This is a genomic window from Streptomyces sp. T12 (assembly GCF_028736035.1).
In the GTDB taxonomy this organism is placed as follows: domain Bacteria; phylum Actinomycetota; class Actinomycetes; order Streptomycetales; family Streptomycetaceae; genus Streptomyces.
In genome coordinates this window covers 9,497,092-9,516,773 of the sequence record NZ_CP117866.1, presented here as the reverse complement: position 1 = coordinate 9,516,773, position 19,682 = coordinate 9,497,092, and the positions used below count along the sequence as shown (strand labels likewise).

Here is a 19,682-nt window from a genome sequence, read left to right as displayed (position 1 = left end):
TAAACGTACTGGGGAGAGCGCAGCGTACGTATACGTGCAATGGGAGCATCTCCCCAGGTCAGGAGGCCGTGCTGATGACCGGCACCGACACCCGCCCCCTCACCACCTCACCGTGCGTGGACCTCAACGGACCGCCGGGAGCCAGTACGCCGCGGCTCACCGTTGTCGTGCCGACCCGGAACGAGCAGGAGGTGATCCCTCTGCTGCTGCAGTCCCTGGGTGACGCCTTCATGCGCCTGCCCATCGAGGTCCTGTTCGTCGATGACAGCGACGACGACACCCCCGCCACCGCCGCGGCTCACGCCGCGCTGTGTCCAAAACGCGTTCGGATGCTGCATCGCGCGCCCGGGGCGCGGTCGGCGGGGCTGGCCGGCGCGGTACTCGCCGGAGCACGGGAGGCACGCGGCGCGTGGGTGCTGGTGATGGACGCCGACCTGCAGCATCCTCCGGAAGCGGCGGCGGCAATCGCCCGAACTGCCCTGGGGCACGAGGCCGAGATCGTGATCGGGACCCGCCACGCCGGATCGGGCTCCAGCGCAGGCCTGGGCGGCGCCGGGCGGTCTGTCGCCTCCAACGGCAGCCGCCTTCTCGCGAAAGCGTTCTTCCCACGCTGCCTGGCCACGGTCTCCGACCCGATGAGCGGGCTGTTCGCCTTCCGCAAGGACGCCGTCGACCTGGACCGGCTCAATCCGCTCGGGTTCAAGATCCTCCTTGAGATCCTCGTCCGCAACCCGTCGGCGCGGGTCGCCGAGGTGGCCTACACCTTCGCGCCGCGCGCCGCGGGCAGGTCCAAGGCCTCACTCCGCGAGGGAATCACCTACCTGCGCCATCTCGCGCGGCTGCGCGCGGGACGCCGGCAGAGCGGCGGGCGCTCAGCCGAACTCGGCCGGCTCCTCGGCTTCGGCCTCGTCGGAGTGAGCGGGATCGGGGTGAACACGGCCGCCCTGTGGTTCTTCTACAGCCTCCTGCACATGCCGGCCCTGCTGGGCGCGGCCCTGGCGACCCAGGTGTCCACGGCCTGGAACTTCGCCCTCATCGAAGCCCTGGTCTACCGGGGCACCGGCCGTGGCACCCGCCCTGGCCGCGGCGTCCGCTTCTTCGCGCTGAACAACCTGCTCCTGCTCGGCCGCCTGCCGGTCCTGGCCTGGCTGGTGAGCATCGGGGTCGGAGTTCTCACGTCCAACGTCATCACGCTCGTGCTGCTGTTCCTGCTGCGCTTCCTGTTCAGCGACCGGATCATCTACGGGACCGGCGACCGTCCCACGGGGAAGCGTGACCCGGCGCGCACGCTGGTCGATCCCGCGGCTTCGGCCACCACTCCGTCCACGACGCACGGCGCGCACAAGCGGACGCGGTACCTGTCCCACCGCTACGACATCGCCGGCCAGGTCACCATCGGGTCCCAAGTACCCCTGCCCGAGCTGGAGTTCTTCCGCGCCCAATGGCTGTCGCCGGCCGGCTGCGACATCGTCGTCCGGGTCAGCGACATCGGGCGCCGCACGCCGCATCACCGCGTCGCCCTGACCGAACTCGCCCGCGAGGTCGACGGCTGCCCCGCAAGCCTGCGGTACGAGGAGCAACTCGGGCGCGTGGGCGCCAACTTCCGGGTCGATCTGGGCCACCCGATCTCCGTGGAGGTCAGCCCACTGCTGGCGCATTCACCGCACGTCGTCTACACCAATGTGATCGAGGCGCTGCTGCGCTTCGTCCTCGTGCCCCGCGGCTGGATGCTGCTGCACTCCGCGTGCCTCGATCTGGGCGGAACGGGCGTGATGCTCTCCGCCCTGACCGACACCGGCAAGACCGCCACCGTCCTCAGACTCCTGCGCGAGCACGGCGGACGTTTCCTCTCCGACGACATGACCTTGATCGACGCTGGCGGACACGCGCTGTGCTTCCCCAAACCGCTCACCATCAGCGCCCACACCCTGCGCGCGGTCCACGCCGACGACCTGACCAGAACGGAATGGATGAAGCTGATGGTGCAGAGTCGGCTGCATTCCAAGGAAGGCCGCTCGTTCGCTCTCACTCTCGCCCGCCTCAACCTGCCCATCATGGCCATCAATGCCCTCACTCAGATCGTCGTGCCACCGCCCAAGTACGCCGTCGACCGGCTCGTTCCCTGCGCCATCGGCACCGCCACCGCCGTACGGGACCTGTTCGTCATCGAGCGGGGCGCCCCCCGACTGGCCGACGTGCCCTACGACGAGGCGCTCCGGCGGCTGCTGGGCAACACCGAGGACGCGTACGGCTTCCCACCCTTCCGCTACTTCGCGCCGGCCCTCACTATCGACGGCCTCGACCACGCCCAACTGCGCGTCCGTGAACGGGAGATCCTCGCCGGATTCCTGTCCGGAGTCCGGGTCAGGGCACTGGCCTCCGACTCCTTCGGCTGGGCCGACGAGATCCCCCGCCTGCTGGCGCTGGAACCGAGAGATACGGCTCCCGTCGCCCACGTCAACGGCGTCGAACGACCCCACTGGATGTGGCAGTTCGACTCCCCCTTCGCGGTGCCCGGCACCGCCCGCTCGGCGAGTTCCGGAGGACCGCCGTGACCCGGGCCGCCCGCCTTCCGCCCTTCGAGGCCTGCCCACCGGGGGCCAGCCGGACCCGCGTCGGCGGAGGACCCTCCGTAGGCGACGCCCGCGCCGGACCCGCGCGGCCCGCAGCCGCCCTCCGTATCCGACCCGCCCACCGCAGGCACCGATCCCGCGCACGGCGCCGCCCGCCCACACTGACCGCTCTGCGTTCGCAGATCCCCCTCGCCGCGATCCTCGCCCTGGCCGCCGCCCTGCGGTTCTGGGCGCTGGACGCGACCGGCTTCAACAGCGACGAGGCCGTCTACACGGGCACGGCCGCCTCCCTGGCCGGTGATCCGACGCTCCAGCAGTACTTCCCGGTCTTCCGGGCCCACCCGCTGTTGCTGGCCACCCTCCTGTCGAGCACCCTGGGACGCGGCATCGACGACTCATCGGCCCGCGTCGTGATGGCGGTCATCGGAGTGCTGTGCGTCGCCCTCACCTACCTGCTGGGCCGGCGGCTGTACGGACGCGGCGCCGGACTGGCCGCCGCGCTGCTACTCGCCGTCATGCCGTACCACGTCGTCGTCAGCCGCCAGGTGCTCCTGGACGGGCTGCTGACCCTGTGCGCCACAGGCACGTTGTACTGCGTCGTCCGGTACGTACAGAGCGAGCACCTGCCCTGGCTGCTCGCGGCCGGGGCCGCCATGGGCGCCACCGTCCTGGCCAAGGAGACGGGCGTGGTGTTCGTCGGTGCGTTGTACGGGTTCTTCGCGCTCACCAAGGGCGTCCCCCTGAGGCTGCGACACCTGCTGTACGCCGCCGGGACCATGGCCGCGGTGGCGGCGGCGTTCCCGCTCGCAGTGCTCATGGCGGGACACCACAGCACCGGCAAGAACTACGTGCTGTGGCAGCTGTTCCGCCGTGCCAACCACGATCCGTGGTTCTACGCCGTCACGGTGCCCGGCGCGGTCGGCTGGGCCACCCTGGCCGTCGCGCTGTGCGGCCTGGTGTGGCTGCGTCAGCGGAACACCTGGCGCGAGCCCCTGCTTCTGTGGTGGATCGTAGTGCCGGTGGTCTTCTTCGATCTGTGGCCGGTCAAGGGCTATCAGTACCTCCTGCCCGTGGCTCCCGCGCTGGCCGTGCTCGCCGGGCGGCCCTTGGCCGCCGTCGCCAGGCTGCACCTGCCCCGGCGTTGGCCCGCACCGGTGGCATCGACGGCATCCGTGCTGCTCAGCCTCGCGGTCGCGACATCTCTGGCAGTGCCCGCCGCCGCACGGATCGACCCGGCGCCCACCGGAACCCTGCTCGCCGGCACGGGAGGGCTGCCCGGCGGACGGGAGGCCGGCCACTGGGTGCGCGCCAACATCCCCGAGGGGGCGAGGCTGTTGGCGGCCGGACCCTCGCTGGCGAACGTGCTGCAGTTCTACGGTCACCGCAAGGTGGCGGCGCTGTCGGTCAGCGGCAGCACCCTGCACCACAACCCGGCCTACCAACCCGTGCCCAATCCCGACCGAGCCCTGCGCACCGGCGAGTTCCAGTACGTCGTATGGGACTCGTACACCGCGGCCCGTTCCTCGTTCTACGGCGACAAGGTCCGCGACCTCGCCGCCAAGTACCACGGCATCGTCGTCTACACCGGCGTCGAGCGGATCCGCAGCGGCTCCGACGGCACCCCCGCGGACCGGGAGACCATCGTGATCTACAAGGTGCGCGCGTCATGAGGGCCGCCCGACTGCTCGCCGTGTTCGCCGTGGTCGCCGCGCTGCTGGGCGCGGTCGGCCCTGTGGGGATCGCCCGGGCCCAGACAGAGCCCGAGCCCACGACGCCGATCCGCCACTTCGTCTTCCTGATGCAGGGCGGGCGGACGTTCGACAACTACTTCGGCACCTTCCCGGGAGCCGACGGCCTGCCCCCGGGAGCCTGTCAGCCCCGCTCCACCGACGACCCTTCCCAGGGCTGCGTACGACCTTTCGCCCTCCACGGCACCACCCCGACACCCCTCTCCCCCACCCGCTCGATCATCGCCGCCCAGCTCGACCGGGGCCGGATGAACGGCTTCGTGTCCGCCTACACCGCGCAAGGCCGCGACGGCTCCACGGCCATGGGTCACTACGACGACCGGGACCTCCCCTTCAGCTGGGCGGCCGCACGCCACGGGGTGCTGTTCGACCGCTTCTTCTCGGCCGTCCCCTACGGCATCGCGGCCGAGCGGTCGTACTGGGTGTCCGGCGCGCCCGTCCGCGGCGGAGACACCGTTCCACCGGGCGGCTACGGCAATCGGCCCACCATCTTCGACCGGCTCCAACAGGCCGGAATCAGCTGGAAGTTCTACGTCGAGGGCTACCGGCCGCACGAGACCTTCCGCACCCCGGGCAGCACCCAGCCGATCCGCGCCCCCCTGCTCGGCTACGCCCGGTTCGTCGACGACCCGGCCCTGCGCGGCCGTATCGCCGACCTCGGCCAGTACTACCGCGACCTGGACAACGGCACCCTGCCGTCGGTCGCCTACATCGCGACGAACGGCTCGGCCGAGCGCTCCGCCCGCTCCCTGCCGGCCGGTCAGAAACTCATCCGCTCCCTCGCCACCCAGCTGGCGGTCAGCCGCTACTGGGACAGTTCCGCACTGCTGTGGAGCTACGACAGCTCCGGCGGCTGGTACGACCACGTCCGCCCGCCGCGGGCCGCCGACGGTCCCCGCGGACTGCGCGTTCCGGCCGTGCTGATCAGCCCGTACGCCCGGCAGGGTCACATCGACCACACGGTGCTCGACTCCACCGCCGCGCTGCGTTTCATCGAGGACAACTGGCGGCTGAAGCCCCTCGCCCGGCGGGACGCCACCTCCGCGAGCATCGTCGGCGCGTTCGACTTCGGCAGCGGGCCGCGCGCCCCCGAAGTTCTCCCCGTCCAGCCACCCCGGCGCCCGGTGGGGCAGGTCGACTCGGCGGCCGTCTACGGGGTGTACGGCACCGCGGCGGGTGCCGCCCTGCTCCTGGTGACCGTGGCCGCCGTCCGCTCCACGCGCAGCCGCCGCGCCGTTCGGGAAGGAACGAACCGGTGAACGCCCCACGCCCCCGCCGGCCCCTGACCACCGCGCTGGCGGTACTGGCCGCACTCGTCCTCACTTCGACGGCAGCGTCGGCCGGAACGGCCAACCCGCCGCCCGCATCCACCGGGACCACTGCGGCACCGGCCCCGCAGCGCATCGACCGGCAGGTCACGGTCAGCTTCCGCACCGTGCCCGCGGTGCCGGGCGTCCGCCTGAGGTTCGGCGCCGAGATCGTCACCACCGATACGAGGGGCCGGGCAAGCTACACCGCATCGCACACGCTTGCCCAGCAGACGCTGCGGCTGCTGGACACCACCGTCGACACGGGCCAGCGCCGCTACCGCTTCGCCCGCTGGTCCGGCCAGCGCGACCCCGACCAGGCGTTCCGCCCCGTCGTGCACGGCCTCCCGCTGCGTGCCGACTACACCGTCACGGCGGCGTTCACCGTGGCGTACCCCGTGAGCCCCCGCTTCACCGACCAGCACGGCACACCACTCGACCTGCGCCATATCTCCCAGGTCACGGTGAAGAGTTCCACCGGACGGCTGACGGATCTGCCGGTGCGCGGCACCACTTGGCTCGACGGCGCGATCCCCGTCTACCGCAGCAGCCGGCTGGATGTCACACCGGTCACGTATTCCCTGCAGAGCCTCGTCTACGACGGGGCCCAACTGGCCGACGCCGGGCGACAGCGCTTCAGCCCGAACACCCGGCGGACCGTGACCTTCACCGGCCCCTTCCACAACCTGAGGATCACCGCGCACGACGCCGTCTTCGGCGGCGGCACAGGCCGCAGGGCCGAGGTCACCGGGCCCGACAAGAAGACGCACAGCGTACGGCTGGACGACCACCACTCCGCCGTCCTCACCCACCTGCCGCGCGGCGAGTACCGGGTCACGGTGAAGGAGCCCGGCGGGATCTCGCAGACCCAATCACTCCAGCTGTCGCGCTCCACGACCACGAACGTCCCGGTGATCAGTCGCCTCGACACACTCGTCGTGGCAGTGCCGCTGCTCGTCCTGGGCACCGGAGTCGTGCTGCTTCACAGAAGCCGTCGGAAGCGGCCGGGGCCCGGTCCCCGACGGCTGCGGCGAGGCCCATCGTCCGATGACGCGGGCACCACCCCGAGGACGCCGCCGCGTGCGGACGCCTCCGCCAGGACGGGGCCGCCATGAAGCGCTGGTTCGTGCTCCTGGCCGCCGTCATGCTGTGCTGCGTCCCCTCCCTCGGAATAGGGCACGCAGCGGCCCCCATCGCATCCGAGCAGCCGGACCCTCCGCTGATGGCGTACTACTACCAGTGGTTCGACGCGGGCTCATGGCGGCGCGGCAAGATCGACCTGCCCGTCCTCGGCCCCTACTCCAGCGACGACCACCGGGTGGTCCGGCAGCACATCCGCCAGGCGAAGGCCGCCGGGATCGACGGCTTCATCACGAGCTGGAAGGACACCCCGAAGAACGACCGCCGGCTGGAACTGCTCATGCGCGTCGCCAAGTCCGAGGACTTCAGACTCGCCATGATCTACCAGGGCCTCGACTTCGGACGCCGTCCGCTGCCCACCGACCGCGTCCTGGCTGACTTCCGCACCTTCCGTGACCGCTACGCGAGCGACCCCGTCTTCCTGCGGCTGGGCGGAAGGCCGCTCACCATCCTCAGCGGCACCTGGAGGTTCTCCCACCGGGACGTCGCCCGCGTCACCTCGGCCGTCCGCCGCGACCTGCTGGTACTCGCGACCGAGAGGAACGTCGACGGCTACCGGCGGATCGCCAACGTCACCGACGGCGACGCCTATTACTGGTCGTCCCTCAACCCCGAGACCTATCCGGACAGCGAGGGCAAACTCTGCGACATGGCGCGCGCCGTCCACGCCGACGGCAAATACTGGATCGCGCCCTTCGCCCCGGGCTTCGACGCCCGCCGCGTCGGGGGCCGCAGTTCGGTCCCGCGCCGGGACGGCCGTACGCTGCGCACCGAGTACACCGCGGCCGTCGCCTCGGCGCCCGACGTACTGGGCCTGATCAGCTGGAACGAGTTCAGCGAGAACACCCACGTCGAACCCAGCAGGAGCTTCGGCACCCGTTATCTGCAGGTGCTGCGCGAGCTGCACGGCGGCCCGAACCTCCCGCCCACGGCCCGGGTCGGCGACTCCAGTGACGGAACGGGTGCGCCCAGCGTCGAGCGCGTCGTCCTCGTGACCGCGGGCATCGGGGTGCCTGTCGTACTAATTGCCTGCGCCGCCGCACGACGGCGCAAGCAATCACGTGGGGTCAGCGGTTGAGGGAGACGCGGGAGCCGGCCCTGTTGCCGGCCAGGTCACCGGCCACCACCCGATAGGTGTGCCCCTCCTCGCAGTTGGCCTCCTGGTCGCGGTAGCTGACCTGCGTGGGCGACACCGTGCACAGGTAACTGCCGTCGCGGTACACGTCGTACGCCGCCGCGGCCTTGCCAGTCGTAGGTCTGCCGGCGTGTTTTCTTCGGGTTGGTCGGGCGCCGTTTCCGGTGAGTTCGGGCCGTCGGAGTTTCCCGGCGGGATCGGGCTCCACCTGGTGTGAGGCCTCCGACATGCCGCCTTCGGCGTAATCGGCCGTTGTGGGTCGATTGGCGGTCACGCTATGCCTGTTGATCACGGTCCAGGTCGGGGAGACCGGTGGTGCACAGGTCGCGTGAGGTCTTGTTCGAACGGATCCGGCAGGCGCTCGAGTCGCCGGCACCACTGACCTGCTGAGTGGTCACCAGCCCATGGAGCGGACGTCTGACAGAAACACCGGTCGTCGTGTACGAGGCGACCGTGAATGCACGGCCGTTGACACCGGCCGGCCGAGAGAGGAAATGACCATGGCTCTGAGCCGCCGCGCGTTCGTCGCACGTGCCCTCGCTGCCGGACTCGCGCTGCACATCGGCGATGTCGTCGTCTCACCACCTGCGGCAAGCGCCGCACCGGCTCCACCGACGTTGCTCGCCGGCCAGGCGCTGACCTCGTCGACCGTACGACTGCTGTGGACTGCAGTGGCCGAAGCCGATGCCTACCGGGTCTACCGGGACGACCAGTTGATCGTCGAACAGCCGGGCACCTTGCTGGAGGACAACTCGCTGGCACCGACGACGACATATCGCTATGAGGTCGCATCCGTGTCCGCCGGGATCGAGTCGCCGCGCTCGGCTCCGGTCGTCGTGGTCACCCAGCAGCAAGACCCCACAACGCCGCCGACGGCGCCGACAAACCTCAGGGCGAGTTCGATCACGTCGTCGAGCGTGAGGCTCACCTGGACCCGGTCCACGAGCGTAGCCAAGATCACCGGCTACCGGATCCTCCGTGGCCCCGCCGGGGCGCCGCTCGGGGACCTGGTCCAGATCGCCACGACCGACGGAGGCACCAGCTACACCGCAAGCAAACTGTTCGCCAACCGCACCTACCAGTTCGCAGTTCGCGCCGTCGACGTCGCGGGGCACCTCGGCCCGGCGGCCTCCATCGTCATCACGACCCGTACCTCGAATGACACAGGCGTCCCTTCGGCACCGTCGAGCTCCAGTGTGACGGTGCGGAATTACTGCAGCAATCGGCTCGATGTCACCTGGGGCTCGTCGAACTCCAGCGACGTCGCCGGCTACCGGGTCTACCGCAACGACGCCCTCATCGCCACGGTGGAGGAGCCGCTGCGCAAGACGTACTCCGACAACGGACTCACCCCGTCGACGGCGTATACATACAAGATCGCGGCAGTAGACTCCGCCGGCAACGTCTCAGCACTCACGTCCGGGAGGACCGGGACCACCTCAGCGGAGGGGACCATCCTGGTCACCCGTGGCCCCTACGTCGTCCAGACCGACCGGACGAGCGCACGCGTGCTGTGGTGGACCAATACTCCGGCTCCGAGCACCGTCGACTACGGGATCGGAACAATCAGCGCCAGCGTCTACGATCCCACTCCGCGGCTGCAGCACGCCATGCTGCTCGGCGGGCTCGCTCCTGGAACCGAGTACGGCTATCAGGTGCGGTCTGGAAACGCCATGTTCGGAGGGTGCCGATTTACGACCGCAGCCTCGCCGGGCACCGCCTTCACCTTCGCGGCGGTCGGCGACTTCGGGGGTGGCTCGGGGCAAGAGACGAGAATCGCGAACCTGATCGCCGCATCATCGGCTCAATTCGTGCAGACGGTCGGCGACAACGTGTATCCGGATGCCCAGGACCCGGATCCGGAGCACTTCTACTCCGACTTCGACAACCGCTTCTACAAACAGTACGGCCCGGTTATTCGTACCCGGACCTTTTTTGCGGCGAACGGGAACAAGGAGTACTACGGCGACGGCGCGGCAGCGCGGAACCTCTGGACGCCGAACAACCAGCGCTGGTACAGCTATGAGTGGGGCGACGTCCACGTCCTCGTAGTCGACAGCGAGCAGCCCTTGGGGGCCGGCTCCCCGCAACGCGCGTTCGTGAACGCCGATCTCGCCGCCGCGACCACGGCGTGGAAGATCTGCGTCGTGCACCGCCCGCCTTACAGCTCGACGACCAGCAGCTCCAGCTCGCAGACGGTCCTCACCAATCTCACTCCGCTCCTGGAGCAGTACGGAGTCACACTCTGCCTCTCCGGCAACTCCCACAACTACGAACGGAGCTATCCGCTGCGCGCGGGCGCGATCGATCAGACGGGAGTGACGTACGTCGTCACCGGCGGTGGCGGCAACGGGCTCAACACCTTCCAAATGAGCCAGCCGTTCTGGAGCGCGTACAGGGAAGCGCGTTTCGAGTACGTGCAGTGCTCGGTCAGTCCGACCCAACTCGTGTTCAATGCGTACAGCGAATACGGGGAACTCTTCGACAGCACGACGTGGGCCAAGTGAACCGACTGGCATGACGCGACCAATCGAGACGCTTGCGGCGACCGCCACATTGCACCATCCGTTTCACGACACCGTGAGCCGCTACCCGGACGTCGGCGCGGGCGCGGAGGCCGTCCCGGTCGGCGCCGGGCCCGACAACGTGGCCCTGGCCGTCGGCCGCGGGTGAGGTGAGGCCTCCTCCGCGAAAAGACTGCAAGCCGGTGAAGACCATGCTGCGCGCCGTCGACGACCTCGGCTCGCTGCGCGACGCGGACAGAATCCGGTCCTGGCTGATGGCGACAGCCATGCGTCGGATACAGGACCGGGCGACGCAAGTCGCCGCAGCAGCCGGCTCGACGACGAGGACGGGCAGCTGCTGTCGCTGTGGTGGCGCGCGCTGGATGGGGCCTCCCCCGAACTGCGGGAGCTGACCGCCCGCTGGGACGGGCGGCCCGACTCGGTGTGGCGCAAGCGGCCGGCCCGGCACATCTGGGGCTGCGGCCACTGCGGCCATACCCGCGAGTCCGTCGTGCCCGCGGAGCGCCTCCAGGCCGGCATCGCACTCGTCCCGCCCCCTTCGGCTTCACGCACTCTCCGGCCTTCGGCGGCAAGACGGCGGTAGCCGCAACCTCAGCCGACTGGTCCGCCAAGATCCTCGGTGTCCTGACCAAGCCCGCGGGCGCACTGTCCCCACGGCCTCCGGCTCCCCTTCCCACTCCCCTGCGCGGGTCAGCGCAGCAGTAGCTGTACGCCCCCCACGACCGTCGCCGCGATCACGAGTTGCTCGAAGAGTCGCTGGTTGATCCGGTTCACAGCCCATTTGCCGAACAGCGCACCGGGCACGACGAACACCGCGAGCGCGGCGTCAAGGAGCAGCGAGGGACCGTCGATCAGGCCGAGGCCGGCGCTGAAGGGGACCTTGGACACATTGACGATCAGGAAGAAGAAGGCGGAGGTCCCGAGGAAGCCGAGCTTTCGGAAGCCGGCCGAGAGCAGGTACATCGACATCACCGGGCCGCCCGCATTGGCGACCATCGTGGTGAAGCCGCCGAGGACACCGTAGGACCGGGCCTTGATCCGGCCGGCCCGGCTGGTGACCGAGTCCGGTTCGTCCTCCTTCTCGGCCGTACGGCGGCGCCACACCGTCACCGCGGCCATCAGCAGCAGGATCGCGCCGATCGACGTGCGGACGATCCCGTCGTCCGCCCACATGAGGAACAGCGTGCCGAAGACGACGCCCGCCGCGACCGCGGGGAAAAGCCGCCACAGGGTGGGCCAGTGGGCATGCCTCCGGTAGGTGAGGACAGCGAGGATGTCCCCGGCAATCAGAACCGGCAGCAGGACGCCGGTGGAGGCGCGGGCGGGCAGTACGGCCGCGAAGATGGCGAGGCTGACCGTGTTGGCCCCGCTCACGGCCGTCTTGGAGAAGCCGACGAGGAGGGCCGCGAAGGCGAGCGCGGCGAACTCCCAACCGGTTATGTGCCAGAGATTCATCGTGTCCATGCGGAGACCGATGCTATGTGCAGACAACGGATGCCGGTAAGGACCGTCTCGCCAGTTGGGAGATTGCTAGTGCCGTTCGACCAGGAGCGCGCTCCCCTGACCGACCCCCACGCACATCGTCGCCAGTCCCCGCTCCGCGCCCGTCCGCCGCATCCGGTGCAGCAGCGTCGTCAGGATCCGTGCGCCCGAGCAGCCCAGCGGATGGCCGAGCGCGATCGCGCCCCCGCTCGGATTCACCAGGTCGGGGTCGATGCCCAGTTGGTCCACGCACGCCAGCGCCTGCGCCGCGAACGCCTCGTTGAACTCGGCCTCCTGGATGTCGGCGATGCTCCATTCGGCGCGTGCCAGGACCTTGCGGGTGGCGGGGACCGGGCCGATGCCCATCACATCGGGGTGCACGCCCGCCGAGGCTCCGGCGACGTAGCGGCCGAGGGATTCCAGGCCGAGTTCGTTCAGGGCCTCCTCGCTGACGAGGAGCAGTCCGGCCGCGCCGTCGTTCATCGGCGAGGCGTTGCCCGCGGTGACGGTGCCGCCCTCGCGGAAGACCGGCTTCAGGCGGGACAGCTTCTCGTACGAGGTGTCCTCGCGGATGCACTCGTCGGTGTCGACGGTGCTGCCGTCCGGGCGCTCCACGGGCAGGAGTTCGTCGTCGAAGTGGCCGTTCTTGCGGGCCTCGGCGGCGAGGTGATGGCTGCGCAGGGCGAACTCGTCCTGCCGCTCGCGCGACACCCCGTACCGGTCGGCGACCTCCTCGGCGGTCTCGCCCATGGACAGCAAGCCGTGCAGGTCCTTCATCGCCGGGTTGACCAGGCGCCAGCCGAGGCGGGTGTCGGCGGTCTCGATGCGGTGCGGCAGCGCCTCGTCGGGGCGGGGCAGGACGAAGGGGGCGCGGCTCATGGACTCGGAGCCGCCGGCGAGCACGATGTCGGCCTCGCCCGCGGCGATGGTGCGGGCGGCCGTGGTGACCGCTTCGAGGCCGGAGGCGCACAGGCGGTTGACCGTGGCGCCCGGGACCGACTCCGGCAGGCCGGCGAGCAGCGCGGCCATGCGGGCGACGTTGCGGTTGTCCTCGCCGGCCTGGTTGGCGGCGCCCCAGTAGACGTCGTCGATGCGTGCCGGGTCGAGTGCGGGCACCTGCGCGACGAGACCCCGGATCACGGTCGCGGCGAGGTCGTCGGGCCGTACCGACGACAGTGCTCCGCGCAGTTTGCCGATGGGGGTGCGGCGGGCGGCCGCGAAGTGGACGGGACGCACGACAGTCTCCTGACCGGGCAGTATGAATCGGCACCCATTTAATTAGCACCGCTAGTTTTGGACTATAGACCGACCCGCCGCGCCCTGGGAAGATCCCCGGGCACCTTCACCGACGCAGCCGGAGGAGACGAGGAGACATGGCCGACACTCACGAGCATGTCCTTGCTGGAAGCCGGGGAGCGATCGTCGTCCGCGCCTGGCCGAACCCTCGGCCCCGCTACGTCGCGCTCGTGGTCCACGGCTACGGGGAGCACGTCGGCCGGTACGACGAGGTGGCGGACGTCCTCGTCGAGCACGGTGCGGCCGTGTTCGGGCCCGATCACCTCGGTCATGGGAGGTCGGCGGGCGAGCGTGTGGTGATCGAGGACTTCGAGGACGTGGTCGCCGATGTGCACGCCGTCGCCGACCTGGCCCGGGCCACGCATCCGGACCTGCCCGTGGTCCTGATCGGGCACTCCATGGGCGGCCTGATCGCGGCCCGCTACGCACAGCTCCACGGCGGCGACCTCGCCGCCCTGGTGCTGTCCGGGCCCGTGATCGGCGACTGGGCCCTGCCCCGGCGGCTGCTCGCCCTCGACGAGATCCCCGACACCCCCATCAGCCCCGCCGCCCTCTCCCGCGATCCCGACGTGGGCGCGGCGTACGCGGTGGATCCGCTGGTCTGGCACGGCCCGATGAAGCGGCCGACGGTGAAGGCGTTCACCCGGATGCTGGAGACCGTGTCGAAGGGCGGCGACCTCGGGCGCCTGCCCCTGCTGTGGCTGCACGGCGACGAGGACCGCCTGGTCCCGCTCCCCGGCAGCCGCGTCGGCATCGAGGAGCTGCGCGGGGACGAGCTGACCGAGCGCGTCTACCCCGGGGCCCGGCACGAGGTCTTCCACGAGACGAACAGGGCGGATGTGTTCGCGGACCTCGTCCGCTTCCTGGACGGCGTGTTCGCGCACTGAGACACGTCGCGTTTTGCACCGGTACGCCCTGGGCACCCGCGCCCGCATGGAGGGGTCGCGGCGCCTGGAGCGGTGCGGCGCCGCACCGCTCCGTACCGCCCAGGACACAGCCAGCAGGACACAGCCAGAAGGAGGAGCTCGGTATGACTGTCGTCAAGAGCACGCTTCCCGAACCGGCTCGCCGGGTCGCCGGGGAGGCCCTGCAGAGCACTCTCGTCGATCTTCTCGGACTCTCGCTGATCGGGAAGCAGGCGCACTGGAACATCGTGGGACCGCGGTTCCGCTCGATCCATCTGCAGCTCGACGACGTGGTGTCGGTGGCCCGCTCGTTCTCCGACACGGTCGCCGAACGCTCCGCGGCGCTGGGCCTGCCGCCCGACGGCCGGCCGGAGACCATCGCCGCGGCCTACACGCTGCCCGGCCCCAAGGAGGGCTGGCTGCGCGACACGGAGGTCGTCCAGCTGGTCGTGGACGCCCTGGGGGCGGCCATAGAGCGGCTGCGCGAACGCATCGACGCGACCGCCGAGCCGGACCCGGTGACCCAGGACCTGCTGATCGGCATCACGAGCGAGCTGGAGAAGCAGCGCTGGATGTTCGACGCCGAGAACCGGCCGCGCGACGAGTGACACGACCGTAGGGGGAACGCCGTACGGGAAGAGCCGCACACCGGACGTGAAGAGCCGTACTCGCCAAGGAGCCAAGGAGGGGCACCATGACCGACGCCCTCGAACTCGACACACTGTGGCAGGACTTCCACCGCGTGGTGAACATGACCTCGCAGGAGCTGGCCGCCTGGCTGCGGGTCAGTGACGCGGACGAGGAGACCGAGCCGCTGCCGGACCAGGCCGGCACACCGACCGGGCAGCACGTCCTCGCGATCCTCCAGAAGCGGCGCACCGATCTCACGGACGACGACATCCAGGTGATGTACGACGTCGTGGACACCGTCAGCACCGAGGCGGACCTGGAGAACGAGCCCGAGCCGGAACAGACGCGCCGTCGGCATCAGTTGATGACGATCGGCCACGATCCGCTGCGGCCATGAGCGACGACGAGCGCGTGGTACGGGAACTCGTGCGCGCGCACGGGCAGACGTTCGCCGAGGAAGCGGGCATCCCGCTGAAGGACACCCCGCAGCCGCTGTACCGGCTGCTGGTGCTGGCGCTCCTGCTCAGTGCCCGCATCCGTGGCTCGATCGCCCTCGACACCGCCCGCGCCGTGTACGAGGCGGGGCTGCGCGATCCGCGCCGCATGGCCGACGCCGACTGGCAGGCGCGGGTGGACGCACTGGGCCGGGGCGGCTACCGGCGCTACGACGAGCGCACCGCCACCCAACTCGGCGACGGTGCCGAGCTGTTGACCGAGCGCTGGGGCGGCGATCTGCGGCGGCTGCGCGAGGAGGCGGACGGCGACATCGCCGAACTGCGCCGTCTGCTCCAGGAGTTCCCCGGCATGGGTCCGGCCGGCGCCGACATCTTCCTGCGCGAGGCCCAGCGGGTCTGGCCGGAAGTGGCCCCCTACCTGGACGGCAAGGCGCTCTCGGGCGCGCAGCGGCTCGGCCTGCCCAAGGACCCGGACCGGCTGGCCGACCTCGCCGGAAACACCACCGAACCGGCCGTGCTCGCGGCCGCGTTGGTGCGTGCGGCCGTCGACAAGGAGGTGGCCGAAGACAGCCTCCGCCGGGCCGCGTGATCGTGAAAGACTGCTCGGACACGCCGTTGTCGAGCACAGTCGAGCACAGGAGGCCTGCGTGACGGGGACCGAGCCGGCCGTCTCACGTATCGACACGAGCAGGCCGCATCCGGCCCGGGTGTACGACTGGTTCCTCGGCGGCAAGGACAACTACCCCGTCGACGAGGAACTCGGACGGCAGATCACCGCGATGCAGGGGGACGCTCCGCGACAAGCGCGGGCCAACCGGCGGTTCATGGAGCGGGCCACCCGGGCGGTCGTCCGGGAAACGGGGATCCGCCAGTTCCTCGATGTCGGTTCCGGCATCCCGACCGAGCCCAATCTGCACCAGATCGCCCAGTCCGTCGTCCCGGACGCACGGGTGGTGTACGTCGACAACGACCCGATCGTGCTCGCTCACGCGGCGGCCCTGCTGCGCGGCACTGCGGAGGGTGTGACCGAGTATGTGCAGGCCGACGCGCGTGAGCCGGAGCGGATTCTCGAACAGGCCGCGTCCGTCCTCGACTTCGACCGGCCCGTCGCGCTGTCCCTGATCGCGCTGCTGCACTTCATCGCGGACGACGACGGCGCCCATCAGCTCGTGGACACGCTGGTCGGCGCGCTGGCGCCGGGCAGCTGTCTGGTGCTGTCGGCGATGACGGCGGACTTCGATCCGGAGAACGTCCGACGGGGCATCGAGGCCTACACCGCGAGCGGGGTGACGCTCGTGGCCCGTTCGCACGCCGAAGTGGGCCGACTCTTCAAGGGACTTGAACTGCTGGAACCGGGGATCGTCTCCCTGTCGGACTGGCGGCCCGTCGCGGGCGGGAACGCCGGCGAGAACGGGGGGAAGGAAGAACCCGTCTCGCTGTACGGCGCGGTCGGCTTCAAGCGCTGATCCCCCACCCGCCCCGCGCCCTCGCACCCCTCGCCCTCGCCCCACGCTCTCGCTCTCATTCTCGCTCTCGCTCTCGCTCTCGCTCTCGCTCTCGCTCTCGCTCAGCCGAGCAACCACCCTCCGTCCACGCTCAGTTCGACCGCGTTGACCGACCCGTTGCGCAGCAGGAAGTCCACGGCGTCGACCACGTCGGCCATGGAGGCGAGCCGCCCCGTGGGGGTCTCGGTGCGCAGGGCGGCGAGCACCTTCTCCGGCTTGTCCCGCCAGTAGGGGCTGTCACCGACGACGCCCGGGTGGACGGCGTTCACCCGGATCGGGGCGAGTTCGACGGCGAGGGTGTTCATCAGTCCGCGCACGCCCGCGTTGACCGTCGCGACCGTCGTCGCGCCCGGGTAGGGCCGCTCCTTGGCCTGTCCGCCGAACAGCACGATCGCGCTGTCGTCGTGCAGCCGGGACACCAGGGTGTGCACGACCTCGGTGTAGCCGACGAGTTTGAGGGTGACGAGCCGCAGGGCGGCGTCGATGTCGTACTCGGTGACCTTGTTGTCGTCGCGGGAGACGCCCGCGAGGACCAGGTGGTCGACGCGCCCGACGTCGGCCAGCGCGGCGGCGATCTCCCCCGGCCGGCCGAGGTCGAGGGCGCTTCCGCGGGCGCCGAACTCCTTGGCGATGGTGTCGGCGCGATGGCCGTCGCGGCCGGTCAGGACGACCTCGTCCCCGCGTCCGGCCCGCATCCGGGCGAACTCCAGGCCGATCCCGGACGTACCGCCCACAACGAGAACGCTGTTCATGACTCCAGGGCCTCCCTCAGGTACTCCCAGTCCCGCGTGAACCGGTAGGAGTGGCGCGGCGGCGGTTGCGGCGCCTGTGTCTCCAGCCAACGCAGCGGCCCCTGACCGGCGTTGGCGAAGCCGTGCACACAACCGGCCCCCGCCCAGGCGCAGTCGCCGGGACCGAGCCGGTACCGCTCGCCGTCGAACACCGCGTCCGCCTCCCCTTCGAGGAACAGGTACGTCTCCTCGAAGGGGTGGTCGTGCGTGCCGGCGACGCCGTCGGGCGCGTACTGCACCATGAACATCGTCGAGGCGACCGCGCCCAGGTCGCTGTCGACCATCATCTTCACGGTGATGCCGCTGTACACGAGCAGCGCGGTGCGCATGCTCGCCGACACCGCGAGCAGGTCCTGCGCCTGCTTGCCGGGATCCATCTGCACGGGCTCGAAGTGGCCGAAGGACCGGGTACGCGGGTCCCGGACGTCGATGCGGACGGGGTCGAGCTCGGGCAGCGCGGGCACCGCCTGGGTGTCGTACCCGTAGCGGGCCCGCGGCACGGGGGCGAGCATGTCGGCCCAGCGGCCGGCGATGTCCCCGGCGCCGCGCCAGGCGTGCGGGACGCCGGTCGGGAGGAGGCCGTAGTCGCCCTCTTCGAGAAGGTACGACCCTTCGGGCACATCGAGGATCACAGCCCCGTAGAGCACATGGAAGCTCTCCTCGTACGAGTGCACATGGGCCGCGACCCGGCCGTCGGGCCGTATCCCGCACAGACCGAAGCCGGTGTGCACGCTTCCGTCGCCATCGCCCACCAACTCCCGCCGCCGGTATCCGAGTTCGTCGTACGGCGGCGGCTCCGGGACGTCGGCGGCCCGGCGCACCAGGTGTCGGGTCATGCCGCGCTCCTCGCCTCCTTCGCCGCCAGGAGCCGGTCGCGGGACTCCTGGACCAGGCGCCGGGCCCGGTCGAGGTCGGCCAGGAGCCTGCCGTCGCGCTTGCGGATCACGCCGTCGACGATGACCGTGTCGACATTGGAGACGTCGGCCGACAGGGTCACGGCCGCTGCCGCGTCGTGCACGGGGGCGACGTTCAGCGCGGTGGCGTCGATCGCGACGACGTCGGCGCGCTTGCCGGGGGTCAGGGAGCCGGTGCGGTGCTCGAGGCCCGCCACGTGGGCGCCGTTGCGGGTCGCGATCTCCAGCATCTGACGTGCCGTCAACATGGTGTCGGGCACGGGCATGTTGGCCTTCCAGCAGTCGGCGTTGACACGGGCGCGTTCGGCGCCGAAGGCCGCGCGGATCTGGGTGAACATGTCGCCGGGCACGGTGGTGACGACGTCGATGCTCAAGGACGGCCGCAGTCCGTGCTCGATGGCCTTCATCACGGGCGGCCAGCCGTGCCCCATCTGCATCTCGACCTGCGGTGCGATCGAGACCGTGCCACCGCTGTCGGCGACCATCTGCCACTCCTCCTCGCTGAAGTAGCAGCAGTGGACGTAGGTGGTGTCGGAGCCGAGGAGCCCCAGCCCGTGGAGCTGTTTGACCATGCCGAAGCGGCCCGCCAGGCGGCCCATCGCCACATGCACGGTGATCGGGATGCCCAGGTCGCGGGCGAGGGCCCACTCGGCGGTGACGACGTCGTCGGTGCAGAAACCGGGGCCACGGGTGGCCAGTGCCATGGTGAGCAGGCCGTCGTCGGAGGCGAAGCAGGTGCTGCGGATCCGCCGTACGTCGTCGCCCGGTACCGCGATCTTGCTCTCGAACCAGTAGTCGGCGAGCGAGGTGTTGGCGCTGCCGTACGCGTACTGGGCACGGATGCCGGTCTCCGTGAGCGCCTGGATCGCGGCGTCCGGGTGGGCGGGCGTGTTGTTGATGTGCGACCAGTCGACGAGGGTGGTGATACCGGCGTTCAGGCACTCCAGCGATCCCGCGAGGTTGCCGGCGTACACGTCCTCGGGGGTGTACAGCGGGGCGAAGGTGTCGAGGATGTCGACGAAGTAGTCGTCCAGGGTGGCGTCGGGGGCGACGCCCCGGATCGGCGCCTCCCAGGTGTGGCGGTGGGTGTCCACGAAGCCGGGGATCACGATCCGGCCGGTCATGTCGAGCACTTCGGCGTCGGCGCTGATCTCCGGCCGCACCGCCGCGATCTTCCCGTCCTCGATGAGGACGTCCCCTTGTGGGAGGTCCCCGATGTCGGGGTCCATCGACAGCACGTGTCCTGCGCGCAGCAGTATCCGATGGGGCATCGTTC

At 70.4% G+C, this 19,682-nt stretch carries 18 protein-coding genes; 12 read left to right on the top strand and 6 right to left on the bottom strand.

What is annotated here, in order from left to right; all coding sequences use genetic code 11:
• Positions 1-74: 74 nt before the first annotated feature.
• Genes PBV52_RS42675 through PBV52_RS42655 form a run of 5 tightly spaced genes read left to right on the top strand, consistent with a single transcriptional unit; the run spans position 75 to position 7,846 of the window.
• Complete coding sequence (locus tag PBV52_RS42675; protein WP_274246481.1) at positions 75-2,555, top strand: glycosyltransferase; 2,481 nt, start codon at positions 75-77, stop codon at positions 2,553-2,555.
• A complete protein-coding gene (locus PBV52_RS42670; RefSeq protein ID WP_274246480.1) occupies positions 2,552-4,243 on the top strand; it encodes a glycosyltransferase family 39 protein in 1,692 nt (563 codons plus the stop codon). The genes PBV52_RS42675 and PBV52_RS42670 overlap by 4 nt, the downstream gene beginning before the upstream one ends.
• On the top strand, positions 4,240-5,580 hold the full coding sequence (locus PBV52_RS42665; RefSeq protein ID WP_274246477.1) for an alkaline phosphatase family protein: 1,341 nt from the start codon (positions 4,240-4,242) through the stop codon (positions 5,578-5,580). Before PBV52_RS42670 ends, PBV52_RS42665 begins: the two co-directional genes overlap by 4 nt.
• Entirely contained in the window at positions 5,577-6,743 is a 1,167-nt protein-coding gene (locus tag PBV52_RS42660; RefSeq protein WP_274246475.1) for a hypothetical protein, read from the top strand. Before PBV52_RS42665 ends, PBV52_RS42660 begins: the two co-directional genes overlap by 4 nt.
• Positions 6,740-7,846, top strand: coding sequence for an endo-1,3-alpha-glucanase family glycosylhydrolase (locus PBV52_RS42655; RefSeq protein WP_274246473.1), 1,107 nt, complete (start codon positions 6,740-6,742; stop codon positions 7,844-7,846). Before PBV52_RS42660 ends, PBV52_RS42655 begins: the two co-directional genes overlap by 4 nt.
• On the opposite strand, the gene PBV52_RS42650 is transcribed toward PBV52_RS42655, so the two are convergent.
• The gene (locus PBV52_RS42650) at positions 7,836-8,132 is read right to left on the bottom strand and encodes a hypothetical protein (protein ID WP_274246471.1); all 297 of its coding nucleotides are present in this window, start codon (positions 8,130-8,132) and stop codon (positions 7,836-7,838) included. The two genes, PBV52_RS42655 and PBV52_RS42650, sit on opposite strands and share 11 nt — an antisense overlap.
• Positions 8,133-8,403: 271 nt before the next feature.
• Between PBV52_RS42650 and PBV52_RS42645 the strand changes: the two genes are divergently transcribed.
• Complete coding sequence (locus PBV52_RS42645; RefSeq protein ID WP_274246469.1) at positions 8,404-10,410, top strand: fibronectin type III domain-containing protein; 2,007 nt, start codon at positions 8,404-8,406, stop codon at positions 10,408-10,410.
• Positions 10,411-10,420: 10 nt separating this feature from the next.
• Positions 10,421-10,576 (top strand): hypothetical protein, encoded by a 156-nt coding sequence (locus PBV52_RS42640; protein ID WP_274246467.1) that lies wholly within the window; start codon positions 10,421-10,423, stop codon positions 10,574-10,576.
• 542 nt (positions 10,577-11,118) lie between these two features.
• Here PBV52_RS42640 and PBV52_RS42630 read toward each other — a convergent pair.
• On the bottom strand, positions 11,119-11,892 hold the full coding sequence (locus tag PBV52_RS42630; protein ID WP_274246465.1) for a sulfite exporter TauE/SafE family protein: 774 nt from the start codon (positions 11,890-11,892) through the stop codon (positions 11,119-11,121).
• 66 nt (positions 11,893-11,958) lie between these two features.
• Positions 11,959-13,146, bottom strand: coding sequence for a thiolase family protein (locus tag PBV52_RS42625; RefSeq protein WP_274246463.1), 1,188 nt, complete (start codon positions 13,144-13,146; stop codon positions 11,959-11,961).
• 137 nt (positions 13,147-13,283) lie between these two features.
• Here PBV52_RS42625 and PBV52_RS42620 point away from each other — a divergent pair, with 137 nt between their 5' ends.
• From PBV52_RS42620 to PBV52_RS42600, 5 genes are all read left to right on the top strand, one after another.
• On the top strand, positions 13,284-14,093 hold the full coding sequence (locus tag PBV52_RS42620) for an alpha/beta hydrolase (protein WP_274246461.1): 810 nt from the start codon (positions 13,284-13,286) through the stop codon (positions 14,091-14,093).
• Between the two features lie 143 nt (positions 14,094-14,236).
• Entirely contained in the window at positions 14,237-14,719 is a 483-nt protein-coding gene (locus tag PBV52_RS42615; RefSeq protein WP_274246460.1) for a Dps family protein, read from the top strand.
• Between the two features lie 86 nt (positions 14,720-14,805).
• A complete protein-coding gene (locus tag PBV52_RS42610) occupies positions 14,806-15,138 on the top strand; it encodes a DUF3140 domain-containing protein (protein ID WP_274246458.1) in 333 nt (110 codons plus the stop codon).
• The gene (locus tag PBV52_RS42605) at positions 15,135-15,785 is read left to right on the top strand and encodes an endonuclease (RefSeq protein WP_274246456.1); all 651 of its coding nucleotides are present in this window, start codon (positions 15,135-15,137) and stop codon (positions 15,783-15,785) included. Before PBV52_RS42610 ends, PBV52_RS42605 begins: the two co-directional genes overlap by 4 nt.
• 58 nt (positions 15,786-15,843) lie before the next feature.
• Positions 15,844-16,662, top strand: a complete 819-nt coding sequence (locus tag PBV52_RS42600; protein WP_274246454.1) for an SAM-dependent methyltransferase — start codon at positions 15,844-15,846, stop codon at positions 16,660-16,662.
• A gap of 101 nt (positions 16,663-16,763) precedes the next feature.
• Here PBV52_RS42600 and PBV52_RS42595 read toward each other — a convergent pair whose 3' ends face one another.
• The 3 genes from PBV52_RS42595 to PBV52_RS42585 are packed head-to-tail and all read right to left on the bottom strand — an operon-like array spanning position 16,764 to position 19,677.
• On the bottom strand, positions 16,764-17,453 hold the full coding sequence (locus tag PBV52_RS42595) for an SDR family oxidoreductase (RefSeq protein ID WP_274246452.1): 690 nt from the start codon (positions 17,451-17,453) through the stop codon (positions 16,764-16,766).
• On the bottom strand, positions 17,450-18,328 hold the full coding sequence (locus tag PBV52_RS42590; protein WP_274246450.1) for a cupin domain-containing protein: 879 nt from the start codon (positions 18,326-18,328) through the stop codon (positions 17,450-17,452). The genes PBV52_RS42595 and PBV52_RS42590 overlap by 4 nt, the downstream gene beginning before the upstream one ends.
• Positions 18,325-19,677, bottom strand: coding sequence for an amidohydrolase family protein (locus PBV52_RS42585; protein WP_274246449.1), 1,353 nt, complete (start codon positions 19,675-19,677; stop codon positions 18,325-18,327). The genes PBV52_RS42590 and PBV52_RS42585 overlap by 4 nt, the downstream gene beginning before the upstream one ends.
• Between the last annotated feature and the right edge of the window lie 5 nt (positions 19,678-19,682).